The 18,298-nt window shown below is 45.5% G+C and carries 14 protein-coding genes and 2 pseudogenes; 15 read left to right on the forward strand and 1 reads right to left on the reverse strand.

All coding sequences use genetic code 11. The annotated features are described in order from the left end of the window. Position 1 precedes the first annotated feature (1 nt). The 15 genes and pseudogenes from AB4482_RS05645 to AB4482_RS05715 all read left to right on the forward strand — a co-directional run bounded on the left by AB4482_RS05645 (position 2) and on the right by AB4482_RS05715 (position 16,087). On the forward strand, positions 2 to 2,410 hold the full coding sequence (locus AB4482_RS05645; RefSeq protein WP_372180646.1) for a tetratricopeptide repeat protein: 2,409 nt from the start codon (positions 2 to 4) through the stop codon (positions 2,408 to 2,410). Positions 2,411 to 2,540: 130 nt separating this feature from the next. Further along, the gene (locus tag AB4482_RS05650; protein ID WP_372118158.1) at positions 2,541 to 3,524 is read left to right on the forward strand and encodes an AAA family ATPase; all 984 of its coding nucleotides are present in this window, start codon (positions 2,541 to 2,543) and stop codon (positions 3,522 to 3,524) included. Positions 3,525 to 3,536: 12 nt separating this feature from the next. Further along, positions 3,537 to 4,499: a DUF58 domain-containing protein gene (locus AB4482_RS05655; protein ID WP_108208754.1), complete on the forward strand. Its 963-nt coding sequence runs from the start codon at positions 3,537 to 3,539 to the stop codon at positions 4,497 to 4,499. Beyond that, a complete protein-coding gene (locus AB4482_RS05660) occupies positions 4,500 to 5,042 on the forward strand; it encodes a DUF4381 domain-containing protein (protein WP_372180648.1) in 543 nt (180 codons plus the stop codon). Then, a complete protein-coding gene (locus AB4482_RS05665) occupies positions 5,035 to 6,114 on the forward strand; it encodes a VWA domain-containing protein (RefSeq protein WP_372180649.1) in 1,080 nt (359 codons plus the stop codon). Before AB4482_RS05660 ends, AB4482_RS05665 begins: the two co-directional genes overlap by 8 nt. Beyond that, on the forward strand, positions 6,107 to 7,813 hold the full coding sequence (locus tag AB4482_RS05670; protein WP_372112944.1) for a VWA domain-containing protein: 1,707 nt from the start codon (positions 6,107 to 6,109) through the stop codon (positions 7,811 to 7,813). Before AB4482_RS05665 ends, AB4482_RS05670 begins: the two co-directional genes overlap by 8 nt. Further along, entirely contained in the window at positions 7,810 to 9,198 is a 1,389-nt protein-coding gene (locus AB4482_RS05675) for a BatD family protein (RefSeq protein WP_372180650.1), read from the forward strand. The genes AB4482_RS05670 and AB4482_RS05675 overlap by 4 nt, the downstream gene beginning before the upstream one ends. A gap of 78 nt (positions 9,199 to 9,276) precedes the next feature. Continuing rightward, entirely contained in the window at positions 9,277 to 10,182 is a 906-nt protein-coding gene (locus AB4482_RS05680; protein ID WP_017064697.1) for a LysR family transcriptional regulator, read from the forward strand. A gap of 19 nt (positions 10,183 to 10,201) precedes the next feature. Beyond that, positions 10,202 to 10,942 (forward strand): lipid kinase YegS, encoded by a 741-nt coding sequence (yegS, locus tag AB4482_RS05685; protein ID WP_372180652.1) that lies wholly within the window; start codon positions 10,202 to 10,204, stop codon positions 10,940 to 10,942. Further along, a pseudogene (tnpC, locus tag AB4482_RS05690) lies at positions 10,843 to 11,801 on the forward strand (IS66 family transposase); the annotation flags it as partial. The gene yegS and the pseudogene tnpC, both read left to right, overlap by 100 nt. 377 nt (positions 11,802 to 12,178) lie before the next feature. Next, positions 12,179 to 12,463, forward strand: coding sequence for a hypothetical protein (locus AB4482_RS05695; RefSeq protein ID WP_017062010.1), 285 nt, complete (start codon positions 12,179 to 12,181; stop codon positions 12,461 to 12,463). A gap of 44 nt (positions 12,464 to 12,507) precedes the next feature. Further along, a pseudogene (locus tag AB4482_RS05700) lies at positions 12,508 to 12,630 on the forward strand (carboxylesterase family protein); the annotation flags it as partial. After that, positions 12,590 to 13,225: a hypothetical protein gene (locus AB4482_RS05705; RefSeq protein ID WP_372180654.1), complete on the forward strand. Its 636-nt coding sequence runs from the start codon at positions 12,590 to 12,592 to the stop codon at positions 13,223 to 13,225. The pseudogene AB4482_RS05700 and the gene AB4482_RS05705, both read left to right, overlap by 41 nt. Before the next feature lie 109 nt (positions 13,226 to 13,334). Then, the gene (locus AB4482_RS05710; protein ID WP_102319826.1) at positions 13,335 to 15,011 is read left to right on the forward strand and encodes an amidohydrolase family protein; all 1,677 of its coding nucleotides are present in this window, start codon (positions 13,335 to 13,337) and stop codon (positions 15,009 to 15,011) included. A 92-nt stretch (positions 15,012 to 15,103) separates the two neighbouring features. Beyond that, positions 15,104 to 16,087 carry a GTP-binding protein gene (locus tag AB4482_RS05715; RefSeq protein WP_372180655.1) on the forward strand — a complete coding sequence of 328 codons (984 nt, stop codon included), beginning with the start codon at positions 15,104 to 15,106 and terminating at the stop codon, positions 16,085 to 16,087. A 312-nt stretch (positions 16,088 to 16,399) separates the two neighbouring features. Here the strand turns inward: AB4482_RS05715 and AB4482_RS05720 are convergent, their stop codons facing one another. Continuing rightward, positions 16,400 to 17,575, reverse strand: coding sequence for a threonine/serine exporter family protein (locus tag AB4482_RS05720; protein ID WP_017062006.1), 1,176 nt, complete (start codon positions 17,573 to 17,575; stop codon positions 16,400 to 16,402). Positions 17,576 to 18,298 lie beyond the last annotated feature (723 nt).

The raw sequence follows: 18,298 nt of genomic DNA on the forward strand, positions 1-18,298 counted from the left end.
TATGTCTGCATGGTTGTGCTCACTGGTAAACGGATTGAAACACCAGCGAGTCGCAGTATTATCCGCAATCTTGTCTTCACTGATGTTGTCGCTGTTCAGTCTGAACGCCTATGCCAACGAGCAAGATCCTAATATCAACTCTGATATTTCAAAGACCAGTTCTGTAGCTTCACACGTTAGCTCTGACGCTTTACCTATCGGCTCTAAAGCCACGTATGTCGGTTCGGAAGCGTGTGTTGATTGTCATAGTGAAGAAGTCGAAGCGTGGGAGGGCTCTCATCATGATATGGCGATGAAGCACGCTACAGACGAATCTGTATTAGGCGATTTCAACGATCAAACAGTCACTCATGACGGTAAACCCAACCGATTTTTTCGCAAGGGCGAAGAGTTCTGGGTCAATATCGAAGGGCCAGACGGCCAGTTTAAAGATTACAAAATCAGCTATACTTTTGCCTTTGAACCACTACAACAATACATGATTGAATTTGAAGATGGCCGTGTACAGTTGATTCCATTCGCTTGGGACTCTCGCACTGAAGGCGAAGGCGGTCAACGCTGGTTTAACCTCTACCCGGATACCACCAACACTGATGAATTCTACTGGACCAATAGCGGTCAAAACTGGAACTTCATGTGTGCTGATTGCCACTCTACGAATCTAGAGAAAAACTACGACAGCGCGAGCAATACTTACAACACTACTTGGTCTGAGATTAATGTCGGTTGTGAAGCGTGTCATGGCCCTGCAAGCGAGCACGTTGAGCAGGCCAAGCTAGCCAAAGCTAACGGCAGAAAGGATGCTCCAGTCTCGGCGCATTATGGTTTTGATCGCGACTTGTCGAAGTCGGTCAAAGAGTGGATCTATCAAGAGGGTAATTCAACCCTGCAACCAAAAGACATCATCCATACCAACCAAGTTCAAACCTGTGCTCAATGCCACAGCCGACGTACTCAGTTGAATGAAACAGGTGACCACGTGAACGGGTCATTCTTTGATAAGTATCGCCTGAGCTTGATTACCCCTGAGCTTTACCATAACGATGGTCAAATCTACGATGAGGATTACGTTTACGGATCTTTCCTTCAATCCGTGATGGCGGAAAAAGGCGTTACATGTACTAACTGCCACGATCCCCATACCGCTGAACTAAAAATTGCGGAAGAAGCCGTGTGTAGCCAATGTCACATTGCATCGGAATACACGCCTGAGAAGCACACATTCCACGAAGCCAATACCGAAGCCTCACAATGCACGACTTGTCACATGCCAGAGACGACTTACATGGAGGTGGATCCAAGGCGTGACCACAGTTGGCATATCCCACGTCCTGATATTAGCCAACACATTAAAACGCCGAACGTGTGCACTAGCTGTCATGAAGATCAAACCGATCAGTGGGCAGATAAGCAAATCGGTGAGTGGTTCCCAGATTCTAAGTATCGTAATCAGCAGCACTTTGCCGTTGCCTTTTATGCTGACTCGATAGGGCACAGAGGTGCAGAGGATGCGTTGGCATACTCGGCTCAGGACTCTAGCTTAAGCAATATCATTCGTGCATCGAGCATAGAACGTTTGGGCGGTAATACGGGTAAGAATACGCTTATTTCGCTGGCAAGAGCGGTGAAACATGATGATGAAATGATCCGTTTGGGTGTGGTACAAGGCTCGTCTGGTTTCCCATTCACTGACCGTTGGCAAATTCTAGAGCCGCTACTGAAAGACCCTGTATTGTCGATTCGTTCAGAAACCGCAGGCGCATTAGTGCGTTATTGGGGAGAAATGAACCCTCTGCAGAAAGACCAAATCAAGCCTGCATTAGAAGAGTACATTGAAATACAGCAATTTAATGCCGACAGAGGATTTGGACGTACTAACCTAGGCAACGTTTACCGAGATTTAGGCCAGCACGACAAAGCGATTGAGTTTTATCTAGGCGCTATCGAGATTGAGCCTTATTTCGAAAACAGCTACGCCAATTTAGCGGATTTGTATCGAGCGCAAGGTAACGAGGCAAAAGCGTTGTCGACCTTGAAGCAAGGTATTGAAGCTCAGCCTAAATCGAGTGTTTTGCCATACAGCACAGGATTGTCTCTGCTTCGTGTGAAAGATTACGAACAAGCAACGGACTACCTTAAACAAGCCGCTGAAACTGCGCAAACCGACCCTCAATATTGGTATGTGTACGGATTGGCTTTGGAAAAATCGGATGTGCTTGCGGCAAGTCAATCACTGCATAAGGCTTACCAATTTAGCCGCAACCCACAGCACCTGTATGCCCAGTGTGAAGTGTTGGCGCGAAACAGTCATATACCGGGCGTACCAAAGGCGTTTGAGCAATGTATTTCATCATTGAGCAAAGTGGCACCGCCGGAAGCCATTAACCAATTGAAAGCTAGGTTTAAATAAAGCGATGAGGTGAGCTTGGCTATCGAGCTTGCTGCTTATTCCGCTTGTAACCAATTATCGCGTTTATAACTAATAGTTATGGAGCTTGTGAGTAGGATGTACGCAGCCAGATTGAATTAAGGGAAGACCTATGAACCATGCGCAACAAGCAATAAACCAACTGATTGAACAAACAGAGAAAAGTGTTATCGGTCAGAGCCACGTCGTTCGGGCTCTGGTGATAGGGTTATTGACTAATGGCCATGTGCTTTTAGAGGGACTTCCCGGTACAGCGAAAACTCGCTCAGTAAAATCGCTGGCGAATCTACTGAACACCAGTTTTGGTCGAATTCAATTTACGCCAGACCTGCTGCCATCTGATGTGACGGGCACGGAGGTGTATCAAGAGCTTGATGGAAAGCCTCAGTTGCATTTCCAACCGGGTCCTATTTTCAACAGCATTGTATTAGCCGATGAAGTGAACCGTGCGCCTGCAAAAGTACAGGCTGCTCTGCTTGAAGCGATGGCGGAAGGGACGATTACGGTGGGTGGTCAAACTCACATCCTGCCAGATTTGTTCATGGTGCTAGCCACACAAAACCCAGTTGAGCAAGAAGGTACGTATCCACTGCCTGAAGCACAAATGGACCGTTTCATTATGAAAGTGACAGTCGACTATCCAGAAGATGAAGCTGAACGCGACATCATTCGACTTGTGCGCAGTGAGGAACTCGGTAGCGAGACCAGTTCAGAATTAGTCACGCCACAACATATTGAACCTGAGTTGGTACTTGAAGCTCGGCGCCAACTTCCAGACATTGCCGTTTCTGATTTAGTTGAGAACTACATTGTGGCCTTGGTGATGGCAACTCGTAAGCCAGAGCGTTACCCAGAATCAAACTTGTCTAAATGGATTGAGATTGGTTCAAGTCCGCGTGCTTCCATCGCGTTGGATAAATGTGCTCGCGCTTATGCATGGTTGCAAGGACGTGACCATGTCATGTTGGACGATGTGCGTGCCATGTTACCAACCGTATTAGGTCACCGATTCTCGTTGTCTTACGACGCATTGGCCGATGGTGTTGACCATCAAAGAGTGGTTGAAGAACTGCTCGATAATGTTGAGATTGGATAACTAGGGGGCGTCATGGCGAAGCCAACACAAGCTCCCAAATCGCAAGGCCTTGATCCACGACTGTATTGTGATTATTCAAGGTTAGTGCGAATTCAGGCTCAAGCTGAGTCGTTTTCACTGTTACCTCATTTAAAAGCGGGCAGCGTACTTTCGGGCAGACATAACTCTTTGTTCCGTGGTCGTGGTTTGAACTTCGAAGAATTACGTCATTACCAATTGGGTGATGATATCCGTAATCTCGATTGGAAAGTTACGATGCGAACGGGTAAGCCTCATATTCGTAGCTATACCGAAGAGAAAGACCGTAATGTGATGATCTGTGTCGATCAGCGCAGTTCGATGTTCTTTGCGTCTCAAAACACCATGAAATCTGTTGTGGCTGCCGAAGTGGCGGCATTGTGTGGATGGCGAGTGCTGAAAGATGGTGATCGTGTCGGCTTCGTTTTGGCCTCGCACCAAAAACTGTTTCATACCAAAGCTCAACGTTCTCAATCTGATTTGTTGGCTCAGCTAAAACATCTTACCAAAGCCAATCAAAGCTTAGGCGTCAATGTAAGTGATGGCGATAATGTTGGTTTTAGCCAGTGGATTGAACTGATCAAACGAATGAGACTCAAGCAATCAACCTTGATATTCATTAGTGACTGGCGAGACTGCCGAGAACAACATCTTGATCGACTAAAGCAGTTACAGCAACACAACGATATCTTGGCCATTATGGTCACCGATTCATTAGAACAGTCATTGCCTCAAGATCTTGCAAGCGCAAACTGGGTGGTGGGTGATGGTCGCTTTCAACTTAATCTGGATAGCCAATCTAAGGTTAACCTCGCAAGTGAAAGCCTTGCCCAAAAAGCGGCACTTCAGAAACTGTCCCTTGCTAAATTGATGGCGATGAAAAACCTCCCTTATATAGAATTAGACACGTCGGGCAATCACATATCACAGCTGCAGAAACTAGTGGGAGGGCGCTAAATGGCTGTTGAACATACTCCCCCAAGTACCTATATCCTCCGCGAACTGCACGATGTAGCGATTCCTGACAGTGTGAGCTGGGCTCCTCAAACGATCGGCTGGAAGATCCTTGGCGTTATTCTGTTATTGGTCGCTATCTATCTGGCTTATCGCTTGGCGTTAAGGTGGTGGAATAACCGTTATCGCAAAGAAGCGCTTCAAGAGCTCATGGTATTGGATGCACGAGACAAAAATTCAACAGAACGAACCTTCAAAGTACTGAAAGTGGTACTTCGTTACCTAGACAGTAGTAATGCAAAGCTGTTTGGACAAGCCTATGTGAACCGTTTGAACGCTTATCTGCCTGGTAGCGCTAACACAAGTGAAAACAGCAATGTGTTCTTTGCCGATGAAATTTCGGAATTATGGATGCAAAGCCTAATTGATCCTAATGTGCGTTTGAGCTTTGAACAGCGTTTAGAGGTAATTCAAACCGCGATGATGTGGCTAAAGCTTCACAAGCCGAATGTACAGGTAACGGTTGAGGGGCAAGACAATGTTTGATGTTTTATCTGCCAGCTTTGAATTTGCGTATCCGCTGTGGTTTATTGCGTTACCTCTGCCTTTGTTGGTCTACTTTGTAGTGCCAGCTTATCGAACTAAGCAAATGGCCATCAAGGTGCCATTTTTCAGTGAATTGGTTGAAGCTATTGGTGAAGCGCCGTCTGAAGGGGCAAGCCAGCTAACACCAAGCTGGTGGCAACGAACCACGCTCATTATTACTTGGGCATTAGTGGTGTGCGCGCTCGCTAAACCAACCATTCTTGGTGAGCCGCAAGTTCGCGAACAATTAGATCGTGATGTGATGGTAGTGGTCGATTTATCTGGCTCAATGGCAGAACAAGACTTTACCTCTAAGCGGGGCGATAAAATATCTCGTTTGGACGCGACCAAAGAAGTGCTGGCTGATTTTGCGAAAACCAGAAAAGGGGATCGACTCGGTTTGATTCTTTTTGGTGATGCAGCGTTTGTACAAACACCGTTTACAGCTGACCAAGATGTCTGGCTTGAACTGCTTAATCAAACCGATGTCGCTATGGCAGGGCAAAGCACGCACTTAGGCGATGCAATTGGCTTGGCGATCAAGGTGTTTGAACAAAGTGAAAAGCAAAGTGCTGCCGTTCAAGATTCAAACGTCGACACCAACGAAAAAGAGAAAGTCGTGATCGTATTAACCGACGGTAATGATACGGGAAGTTTTGTTGAGCCTATCGATGCCGCAAAAGTCGCCAAGGCTAAAGGCGTTCGAATTCACGTTATTGCGATGGGCGATCCGCAAACCGTTGGAGAGGTTGCTCTGGATATGGAAACCATCAAGCGTGTCGCTCAAGAGTCAGGTGGCGAAGCCTTTGAAGCACTTAACCGCGACGAACTGACCAAAGCCTATGCTCAGATTGGTGAGCTTGAACCTCAGTTATATGAAAGTACCACTTATCGCCCTAAACAGGGGCTGCACCACTATTTGATGGCGATTGTTGTAGTGATGTATTTGACCGCATTCAGCTTAGCAACGATACGCCGAAGATCGCTGCTCGCTTCTTCTGTTAAGAATTTGAAAGGAGAGAGTGATGCCTGATTCTCTCACGATACAACAGTTTTTTACCCAGTTTCATTTTATCCGACCTTTGTGGTTGTTGGCCTTTATTCCGATGTTCTTCCTGTTATGGGTTCGTTGGAGAGAAGAGACCAAACCAACGTGGAAAGACATTTTACCTACACATTTACGTGATGCATTGACGATTGGCGAAACAGGCTGGCGCAAGCAACTGCCGTTGAAGCTATTGGTGGTAATTGTGACTATCGCCATCATTATCTGTTCTGGCCCAACATGGCAACGTGAAGCATCGCCTTTTGGTGAAGACAAAGCGTCGATGTTGGTTGTGCTTGATAATAGTGAATCCATGCTTGCTAAAGATTTGCCTCCAAGTCGCTTGGAACGATCTAAGCAGAAAATTAGAGACTTATTGGCAGCTCGCAAAGGCGGTAATACGGGCTTAGTGGTTTATGCAGGCAGCGCACACGTGGCGATGCCCGTCACGCAAGACAGCAAGGTGTTTGAACCGTTTCTAGCGGCTATCACACCCGATATCATGCCGGTATCAGGTAAGTCAGCAGAAGAAGCACTGCCATTGATTAATCAGCAACTGTCTGGTGAGTTAGGCTCTTCTGTACTGTTGGTATCAGATGGTGTAAACCCAAGCACCACACGAGCTTTTGAAACTTTCTTTAACGAAAACCCATATCAGCTGCTGATTTTGGCTGCCGGAAATAGCGATGTGGTGAGCGATAACCCTGTCGACCTAGATTCACTGCGTAACTTAGCGAGTAAGACGGGTGGACGAGTGATTGAAGTGACCGTTGATGATTCGGATATCCAACAACTGAACAGAGCGGTTGAAAGAAACATGCAGCTCAACGGCGAATCTTCAATGCCTTGGAAAGACATGGGCTATGGACTGCTTATTCCAATGGCTTTCATTATGTTGCTATGGTTCAGAAAAGGGTGGTTGGTGCAGTGGTGTGTCGTTGGTTTGATGATCACAAGCAGCATGTATTCACCAGACACTTTGGCGAAAACAGTCAACTTAACCGCTGAGAAACCAGTTGTGGTGGAGTCGGTTACTACTTGGGACAAAACAGCTCAATGGTGGTGGGACTTATGGTTAACGCCCGATCAGCAAGGTCAACGCCTGTTGAATCAGAAAGAATATCTTCAAGCTGCCAAACATTTTACTGACCCAATGCGAAAGGGCGCGGCTTATTACTATGCTCGTGATTTTAAGCTCGCTCACAGTGCGTTTTTGCAAACCAAAACTGACCTTGGTTTGTACAATGCAGCGAGTGCGTTAGCTAGGCAGCGTGAATACCTTGCCGCACGAGACCTCTTGAAATCATTAAGTGAGAAAGAGGATCTGTCACCAGAACTAAGAACGGATGTGGAGAACAATCTTGCTGTGCTTAGTGGAATTGTCGAAGAGGTAAACCGAACCAGTGAAAGCCAGTCTGGAACCACAGATGGCCCTGAAGAATCTTTAGAACTCGAAGACGATCAGCCGCGAACGGGTGATGGCGCTGAAGAAGAAACGGTAGCGGAATTGATGCTTAAGGAAACACTTAACGCGAATGAGATTTTGGGCAGCCAAGAGCTTGCCGACAAGTGGTTAAAGCGAGTAGAAGCCGATCCTAAGTTCTTCTTGAAATCCAAATTCCAAATTCAGTTAAGAGATCCTGCGCCTTCCATCGAACAAGCGTCAAAACAGGAGCAAACGCAATGAGTCGATATGATTTAGCTCTTGAAGCGATTCAATCAAAGCGAGCGCGATTCACAGCCCGCACATGGTTGTTGTCGATGACTCTTATGTTTAGTTGGTTTTTTCTTGCTGTTGCTGTTGCTTCTGCTGCCGATATCTTCGATCTGCAAAAAAGTGGTGACGTTGAGCTTATCGCTTGGATTGGCGAGAAACCCAAGTCAGGCGACAAAATAACGCCGGGCAAAGTCAGCGTAAATGAGCAGGTCATTCTGAACATTGAGGTGGCGACACCGCGCTGGTTAACGGGCGGCACTCGAATCGGCAGTATCGAAATCCCTAACGTTATCGCTAAGCAGCGTAACCAACTCGCGACGAACTACACAGAAAGAGTCGGTGGTACTACATGGTCACGTCAGCGTTGGGAAGTGACGCTTTATCCGATGACTTCCGGTGAGTTTGTTATTCCAACCGTACCGGTTCGTATCCAAGTTTCTGCTCCTGATGGTTCAAACGTGGGCGGTACGCTTTACACGCAGCCGATTAAGTTTGAAGCTTCGTTGCCTTCAGGTTTACTCGATAATGAAACGCCTTGGTTTTCTGCGACAGAAGTAGATATAGAGCAGCAATGGCAACGCTCAAGTGAAGAGCTAAAAGTTGGCGATGCTATTACTCGAACTATCACGATTAAGGCAAAAGACAGCTTTTCTGTGTTGTTGCCAGATGTGCTAACCAATAAGTCCACTAAGCAGTTCCAAGCTTACCCACAGCCCAACCGTTTGGATGACACTCAAGAACGTGGTGATTATCGCTCAAGCCGAGTTGAACAGACTGTATATGTGATTCAGCAGGGTGGTGAGTTTACGCTGCCAGAGTTTTCATTTCAGTGGTGGGACAGCAAAAATCAACGCCTTGAAAACGTGGTGATAAAAGGCGAAGTGTTTGAAGCCAAACACACAGTCCAATCTTTCATCAAGGCCTACATGTCGGTGTTTATTAGTGTTGGTTTGGTGTTGTTAGTCTGCATTGCGTTGATTGTTTCGGTTAAGCGTTACTACGCAAACCGCCCAACACCGAGTTGGCTGGTACTACGTCGTTTAGTTAAGCAAGGTAATTGGGCTGCATTAAGAACCTTTATCTACCGTCAATTGCGAAACCAAACCTCTCAGTTAGAACTGAATAAAGTGCAACTGGATAAAGCGCAACATGGTAAATCAAATGGACAAAAGCGTTGGCTAGAAGATAGCGAAGCCCTTCAACAAGGATGTGAAGATAAAAACGTATTCACTCGTTTATGGAAAGGGTTACGTAACTTGCCCAGTGACACATCAAACTCAAGCAATTCTCGTTCAATTGCCGCTCGCTTGAAAATCCCTAAAGCCTTGCCAAACTTAAAAGATAGAACTAAGTAGCAAACTTTAGTTATTCGCATCGAACATAATCGGCAGGTTCTCTACTATGGGGAACCTGCTTCTTTAATATGGAACTGTATGAAAAGTACCGAACTAAATCTAATTCCTATATTTGTTGCTATCTATGAAGAGCAGAACTTATCTAGAGCTGCTAATCGCATGGATATAAGCCAACCAGCAGTGAGTAAAGCACTTGCAAGGTTGAGAGATATCTATGATGAGCCACTGTTTCATCGCACCACATCAGGCGTAGAGCCAACCACATTCGCTATTGATATCTATCCTGCAATGGCCGCTGCACTTAAAAACTTTACTTCTACCTTATCCGCATCAAGAGACTTCGATCCTAAAACCTCAGGCCGCGTGTTTTCCATTGCCTGCGTCTCGGCGGCGAGCTACGAAATGATGCCAAAAGTCATGCGGTTAATCAGCCAAGTCGCACCTGGTATCGCGTTAGAGGTTCATCCTCTGTTTACCGAAGACTATGAGTCTGATTTAAGGCTGCAAAGACACGACGTGATTGTTGATATGACGCCTAAAGGAAGAACCATGCTTAAGCACGAGGTGATTTCTACAGAAGAGCTGGTCGTGGTGTGTAGTAGTGATCATCCTACGGTTGGCGATACCATCGATATGGAACAGTTCTTAGCACTCGAGCATGTGGTGGTCTCTAGGTGGCATGCGCGCAAAAGCTTATTAAGCTCTGAGCACTATAGTGACCTTGAGAAACGTAGAATCGTGTATCGCGCAGCGGGCGTTGTAGAGATGCTTCCTGTTATCGAGGGCTCTGAGTACATCGGAGTAATGCCTATTTCATCAGTGCGTTGTTTTGCTGAAAAGTACGCGGTAAAAACACTACCATTACCCTTCGAGTTGGAAGACCTCGATATGTGTATGATTTGGCATCCAAGCCGTACTAATGAACCAAGCCATAAGTGGTTACGAGCTAAGATCAAAGCGGCAGCAAAAGAGTTATCAAGTTAGCCTATACAAGGACATAGCCATGGACAGCATTCGCGTGATTTTAAACGGAAAGAAAGCCAATATCCCGGAATTAAGGCAAGCCACCTTTGCGGCGAGGGACAATGATATTGACCTGCAAGTTAGAGTGACTTGGGAATCGTCGGACATGTTTCGTTTGGTAAGCGAGGCAATATGCGATGGTGTTAAGCGTCTGATTGTTGTCGGTGGCGATGGAACGGTGAATGAAGCCGTTAACGCGCTCAACCAGTTCCGTGCCAGTGAAAGACCACAACTGGCGCTTATCCCAATGGGCACTGCGAATGATTTTGCTACCGCAACGGGAATACCTAACGATATTTCGGGTGCTTTTGAACTAGCGCTGGAAGGCAAGGCGTTTGCGGTGGATAGCGCGCGTGCGAATGACCGCTATTTTATGAATGTCGCTGCGGCGGGTTTTGGTGCTGAAGTCACAGCTGAAACGCCTGTCGAGCTTAAAGATTTTCTCGGTGGCGGTGCGTATACACTAACAGGTGTGGTGAAAGCACTTGGCTTTAAGCCCTACAGTGGCACGTTGCCCATAGACAAAGGCAGCTTTACCGGCGAGATCCTTGTTGGTGCTTTTTGTAATGGTCGCTTAGCGGGTGGAGGACAAGAGTTAGCACCCAATGCATTGATTGATGATCGCTGTTTACCCAGTCGGGTATCGAGCTATCACGCGCCACCATGGCAAGGTGGGTTATCCAAGTCAGTGAGAAGTTCGCCCCGCTGTATGCGGCCTTGAAGGAGAACCTACTTCAACAAGTGGTGGTTCAGGCGGATGAAACGCCGCTCAATGTGCTCAAAGAAGAGAAGCAGTGTTATATGTGGCTTTACTGCTCAGGCGCTGACTCGCCCGAAGCGGCACTGCCGAATGTGAAAAAATCGCCTTGTACGACTATCAAAACAGTCGCGCGAGGGTGTGCCCCGTGGACTTTTTAGGTGACTACAACGGTTATCTACAAACCGATGGCTACACGGCTTATCATGGTCTGCATCACGTCACTAATGTGGGGTGCTTAACGCAAGTTCATGGACGCGAAGAAGCTTCAAGGGGAAGGTAAATCGGGCAAGGCTGATAAAGTGCTGGCTAAACCCCAAAAACTCTACGGGATAGAATCACGCTTAAAAGGTGCGCCTGCCCAAGAGCGAAAAGCAGAGCGTCAAGCGCTTGCCAAGCCGATACTGGATGAGCTTTACCAATGGATGACAACCCAGAAGGTGATAGGCTCTAGCCCACTAGGCAAAGCAATAAAGTACTAGCTCGGGCAATGGCCTAAACTCATTCGTTATATCGACGATGGTCACTTATCTATCGATAATAATCGCGCTGAACACGCAATTAAACCGCTGGTTATTGGCAGGGAAAATTGGCTATTCTCCAACACACAAACGGTGCTGAGGCGAGCGCGATGCTTTACAGTATCGTCGAGACTGCAAAAGCCAACGGTCTTATCCTCTAAGACTACATGGTCAAGTGCATGAAAGAGCTCGCGAAAGCAGAGCCTGATATCGACGCACTTCTACCTTGGACCTCTTCGGGTCAAGTCAAAACAGACCTCAACAATATTGGCTTTGGCCTCGAAACTTACGTTTGGTGCTAACTATGCCATCGGACTCTAATAACATATTTGGGTTCTTTGATGAGTTTGAAGCTTCAGAAGGAGAGTCACAGCAACCCCCTATAGAGCTGTTTCAAGAACCCGTTGAAATTTTATCAACCCTAGATAGTCAGCCAAAGAAGGTACAACAAGAAGTCTTTGTGATAAATAAAAAGCGACATCCACTCACGGTAGTGAATATATGTAGGATCACGTCCTGCATAAGCGATTTATTCAAATTTAAAGAGTGAATTAATATCGCACCATAAAGAAAAAATACTTCAAATACTCCAGAAATGAGCATGGCTGAGCATAGGGATTCTCAGGTTTGATGATACCAATATCAGGTCAGATGGCCGAACACATTTATGGGTACAACCATGAATTTAACGCATCGCTCACTCATGGTTATCGCTATCACTGTTGCTCTTTCTGCGTGGGGTAGTGATGAAACCAGCTCACGTCCTATTAAGCCAGAACCGCTTCAGACATTACCAACAGAGCAAGTTTCAGTATCCATCGGGGACGCGACTCTTTTCGCAAATAGAGAGTCTGTTGTGATCAATACCTTAGCAGGTGACGAGCAACGCGTATCCATTGAAGCGTTTAAAGGAATCACTTACGCCGATCAACAACGTTTTCAGCACAGTCACTCCGTAAATTAGAACACAATGCTGATAGCGCTATAGATGCGACACAATTTGGCGTCGTGTGCCCACAGCTTAAAATAACCCAGCAAGAGCAATCTGAAGATTGCTTGAATCTTAATATTTGGCGTCCTTCGGAGATCAATGGTTCAGAGTCATTACCCGTGTATGTCTTTATTCATGGTGGGGACTTTGAATATGGCGCAGGTTCTGATACCGACATTAACGGTGATACCGTCGTGGCTAAAAGATACCATTCGATATACGGGTGGCGTTGGCGCTGGAAAGGCGAACCTCGATATTTTCAAAGAGTTCAGTATAGGTGCGTCGTACAACAAAACGATTCAATTCGGCACAAAAACCTCGGGAGTCGCTGCGCTTCAGCAGCTCCAGTTTCGAGTGGCAAACACACCATTGATGCTGGGTGTGAAACAGATTATTGGCCAGATCTCGGTAGAGTTTGAGACCAGTAATGAAGATGTGAATAACGCTATCAATGGCGTTATTCAATATTTTATGGGCGAAAGCTCGGTGACCTCTGGGCTGGGTGTTGTCGCGGAATACGATAATGCGATTGATAATCGTTGGACCGTTTCTGCGTTTTATGGCCTGGGTAAAGCGACAGTAGAGGGCAGTCTGTCAGACGATGAAAGTGTCGATGCGTATGGTGCTGGATTTCGCTATCAGATAGCTTGCCGATATGGGTTACACATGGGGGTAGACCTCGCTTTTAGTGACGTTGACAGCGCGTTTTATATAACGGTTGGCAGTGGATTCTAATGATGGAAAGGTGGGTGTTAGTCAATCGATTGATTTTTCTACATGCAGCATAGTTTTCATAGCAATCATGAACTAATATTCTTTTACAACAAACATAACAGGTATCAATATGAAAAATTACGACCCAAATGAATTGGACGCTACGCAAGTATTACTTGATGGTGTCGATACAGATAAACGTTCGACTTTGACTAAGTTAGCGGTTGGGGCTGCGGCACTGCCTTTTGCCTCTGTTTTACATGCAGCCCCTGAAAAACTGGTTGGCCAAAACATCAAACTGATGCCTAACGAGAAAGGGCCATTTGATATCGTTATCGAAAATGGCCGTGTTGTTGATCCTGAAACTGGACTCGACGCAATTCGTCACGTCGGTATTAAAGGTAAGCGTATTGCTGCAATCTCAGACAAAAAGCTGCAAGGCAAAACAATCATCGATGCTGAAGGTCTCGTGGTTGCACCTGGCTTTATCGATATGCACGCTCACGGACAACAACTTCCTGCTGCCCGTGCTCAAGCATTCGATGGCGTAACCACCGCTCTTGAGATGGAATCTGGTCTATTCCCAATCGGAACGTACTACGATATTACTGCTGCTGAAGGTCGCCCGATTAATTACGGCGCTTCTGTAGCATGGACTTACGCTCGTATTCAAGCAAAAGAACCTACGATGCCTGCTCCTGATGGTACGATTGTTTGGTTCCAGAAAGCTTTTTCTAAAAACAATTGGCAAAATACCCTAGCAACCCCAGATGAATTAAAACAAATTCTGGGCTCGGTTGAGCAAGGTCTTAAAGAGGGGGGCTTAGGCATTGGTATTAACGCGGGTTACGCACCAGGTTATGGCCACAAAGAGTACTATGATCTTGCTAAACTAGCAAAACGCTATGAAGTACCAACTTACACTCACGTTCGTTACCTAAACAGCGCAGAGCCAAAATCAAGCTTTGAAGCATACCAAGAACTCATTAGCCTGTCGGCGACAACGGGTGCACACATGCACATTTGTCACCTCAACAGCACGTCAGTACAAGATATCGAAGATTGTGCCGATTTAGTTCAATCCGCCATTGATCAAGGTTTAGCCGTTACTACTGAAGCTTATCCTTATGGTGCTGGCTCTTCCGTTATTGGCGCAGAAGTTTTCCGTGGTGACGATTGGTTACAACGTTGGGGTGTACCAAGCGCTAGCTACATGGAAGCGAATGGTAAAGCACTAAACCAAGAAAAAGTCACTGAACTACAAGCATCAGCGCCCGGTACCGTGGTTGTCATGCACTTCTTAAAACCCGATGAGAACAAAGAAGATCGCGCTAAAATGGACCGTTCAGTATTGTTCCCAGGTGCAGCTATCGCTTCAGATGCAATGCCTTGGATGGATGATAAAGGCGTATTAATTGAAGGTGATGTATGGCCACTTCCAAGCAACGCAATAGCTCACCCTCGCTCACTTGCTTGTTTCTCTCGTTTTATTGAAAAATATGTCGAGGAATACAAAGCGGTAACACTAGTAGAAGCGATGGAAAGAACTAGCTTAAACGCATGTCGTATTCTTGAGGATGCTGTGCCACAAATGGCAAATAAAGGTCGTATTCAAGTAGGTAAAGATGCTGATTTAGCTATTTTCAAACTTGATGAAGTAAAAGCCGTTGCAACATTTGATAAACCAAATGCCCTTTCTACAGGCATGAAATACGTACTTGTAAACGGGACACCTATCATTGAAGCTGGTGAAATGTTGTTAGATTCAAACCCAGGTGAAGCGGTTCGCAACAAAGTTACTGGCTAAGTTATCCTGACTTAAAAGGTTGGGCATTAGCTCAACCTTTTTTATTGCTTACCGAGTAAATATAGACAACGAAAATCGAAAGAGAGCATGCTATGAGCAAGAAGCCTATTCCAGTAACAATTTTAGCCGGATTTTTAGGAGCAGGGAAAACGACCCTACTAAACCATATATTAACCAATGCAAATGGAATGCGCATGGCTGTGATCGTCAATGATTTTGGATCAATCAATGTTGATGCGGAGTTAGTTAAATCTGAAAGTGAAAATATGATCAGCCTAGAGAATGGCTGTATCTGTTGTAACCTTGCAGAAGGACTAGTCGTTTCGGTAATGCGTTTACTCGCATTAGAGGAACGCCCAGACCATATTGTTGTTGAAACTTCAGGTATCGCAGAACCCAAAGAAGTGGCACTTCAATTTGAAGATCCGGAACTGCAAGCACACGCACCTTTAAATGCAATCGTGACGACGATCGATGCGGAAAACATTTTAGGGCTAGAAGGCCCAATGGAGACGTTGTCGAAGCAGCAAATTCAAGTGGCTGACATTGTTCTGGTTAATAAAGTTGACCTAGTCGATGCTGATAAACTAGAGCAAGTCAAAGCATGGTGCCGAGTACAAGCTCCGTTTGCTAAATTGATTGATATTTCATTCGGCGAAGTGGATTTACCTATCTTATTTGATGCCCCTGAAAGTACGCGCTTTGTCACTAACAAAATAGCGGGTGATCAAAGGGAATGCCAGCACCATGATTGTCATGATGAGCACTGTCATCACGTGAACCATGATTTCGAAACATTCAGCTTTGAAACTGATCAACCGCTTAATCTACAAAGTTTGTATCCTCTACTGCAACAGTTTTCAATTGATGCTTATCGCATGAAAGGTATTTTAAATTTAACCGATCGTCCTGATCATCGCTGTGTATTTCAGTGCACGGGCCAGCGAGCCAATGTGACGGTTGGAGATGCATGGGAAGATGATGAATCTCGTTCGTCACGGTTAGTCTTCATTGGACCTAAAGGTGGCCTTGATAAAGAGAGTATGCGTAAAAAACTGAACGCACTGGTGGCGTAGTTAGAACGGAAATGGAGTAGATGGCAAGCCTATCAACCTAGCGCTTGCCTATACCTAGCTTACCTCTGCCTACTTTGCTTTGACTCATCCTAAGCATCCTTATCTTATTGAATTATTGGCTAATTTCGATTCTATTCGGTTTTTCCAAATCCATATTGCTCATTCCCCTCGCCATCTGAAACACAATAGTCTTATCGATTTTCGAGACTCTGTTCATCAGTACCTTCTCAGAATCGGTTAACGTCAAAAAGCAGATAAAGACTCAATCGTGGGTTATTGGGGCGTGTTGATCAGCGATTGTTAGCTCGATGGTTAGTCCTCAATGATGGAATCAAAATGACGACTAAATATAGAATAAACCATGATTTGTCCCGCCATAATCGCGCCAAACATCAGCAAGGCGGACAGACCAATATTCGGAATGGGTAAAATGGAGGTCGCAAAGAAGGACTCACTTGCTCCGACAATGATTCGACTACCGGGGACAAGAATGATGATCCCTTGAATAATGTATATGAGTGGTGGAACGTGACGCAATTTCCCCATCCCCAACCCGTAAAGCGTAATGAGTATTGTGCTTACCCATGTACCTACAACCCAATCGGAAGTAAACCAATGTGGCCCCCACATGCCAATTGCCGCGACAGGAAGGCCTAAGAGAATTTCTGTCATACTTGCGTTGAAAATAAGGCCAATAGCGACAGAAATCCCGATCAGTGCGGTGACATGAAGAACGAATGGGATTTCATCAATAAATACCGGTACCGATAATGGTTGATTGATTATGTTGGCTAAGCCTAACCCCATAACAATGCCGATGAATATTTTCATTACTATGAGTGCGCTTTGTGCAAGCAGTTCGATACCTGACCGAAAGTCATTGAGAGCAAGACTGGCTAAGCCGTTGGTGACGGTTAACCCAGGAATAAAAAGGACAATGGAAGAAATGCACAGTGCCAATGTTGGTAAGCCGGGAACCTGTGCCGCTATCATACCGGTTAAAAAACTGGCTACTAAGGCGACAAAGAACTCGACAAGAATGCTTCTTGGTCCAGTCAGGAAAATTTGTGCTAGCCAGGCTATAGCGCCCAGAATAATGGATAAACCGACCGCCAGATAAGTACTGCCAACTAACATTAAATAACATGGCGGAAGCAATAAATTGGCAAAGCACAAGGTACGATTCGAGTAGGTTTCTGAACCTTCGTAATGGGAATGAGTCGAAAACCCTTTAAGCGTTGCGACTAAATCACGTAAGTTAACCGAGGGTGGTTTTTTGTTTTCCATCACGACTTTTTGCGTGGGTTGCTCAAAAATAGTGATGACTTTTGTCGGGGTCACATCAATAGAGACTTCAATGTTCTGGCGTTTTGCATAAGCTTGAGTGTATTGAGCTACCGAGTAAGGCGCACAACCAGATTGATGTAATCGGTCCGAAAAGCTCAAAATTTCTTGCTGGCATTGTTCGATATGATTTGTTTGTTTCATTCTGTTTGTTTCTCAATCAACAAGGCGATATATGTTTGAGGGGCATTCTAATTCAATAGTATCCTAATTCAAGCGTAACCAATAGTCGTGTATAGAGGACGGACCCCTACAAACGAACAAGGCAATGGTTAAAAAGATAGGATTCATTGAATGAGAGGTTATCAGTTTATCGTTGAGGTAAATCAGTCATTGTTGAAGCTGCAACCTCAAAAATAGATCCGATCATGCAGCTATTTGAAGGCGTAAAACTCCAAATCCATGAGGTGATTGATTTAACTCTGAGGCTTTTAGAAAAGCTCGGTAATGAGTAAAGGAAACTAATATTTAGGAAATGGAAGCCTAAATAAGATTGATGATGAGCGTTAGAATCACAACTAGAATGGAACCGACATAAGCAATTTCAATAATGTTTGAATCAATCCAGTTGCAGTATGCTTGAATTGCTAAACTCAGTTTGTTTTTCATAATGGCCTTTGGAAAATTAACCGAAATCTACTGTAAATAATAGCTTATTATGAGTGAGCTTTGGTGACGGTTTCAAAGGTTCCTTAGCGCTAACAGTGTGATTGCGGCGCTCACGTATTAACAATATCGTCCCGTGGGTTCATGGGGCGGATACAGTCGATAAGGTTTAAGAGCAGAAAATTGGGGTAAAAAAGAGCCGCTTATTTGTGGTTCATCGCGGCTTTCCAAGAAGTAGTCTGTATCTCGATACCCATACCC

The organism is Vibrio sp. 10N.222.55.C7 (assembly GCF_041473335.1).
In the GTDB taxonomy this organism is placed as follows: domain Bacteria; phylum Pseudomonadota; class Gammaproteobacteria; order Enterobacterales; family Vibrionaceae; genus Vibrio; species Vibrio crassostreae_C.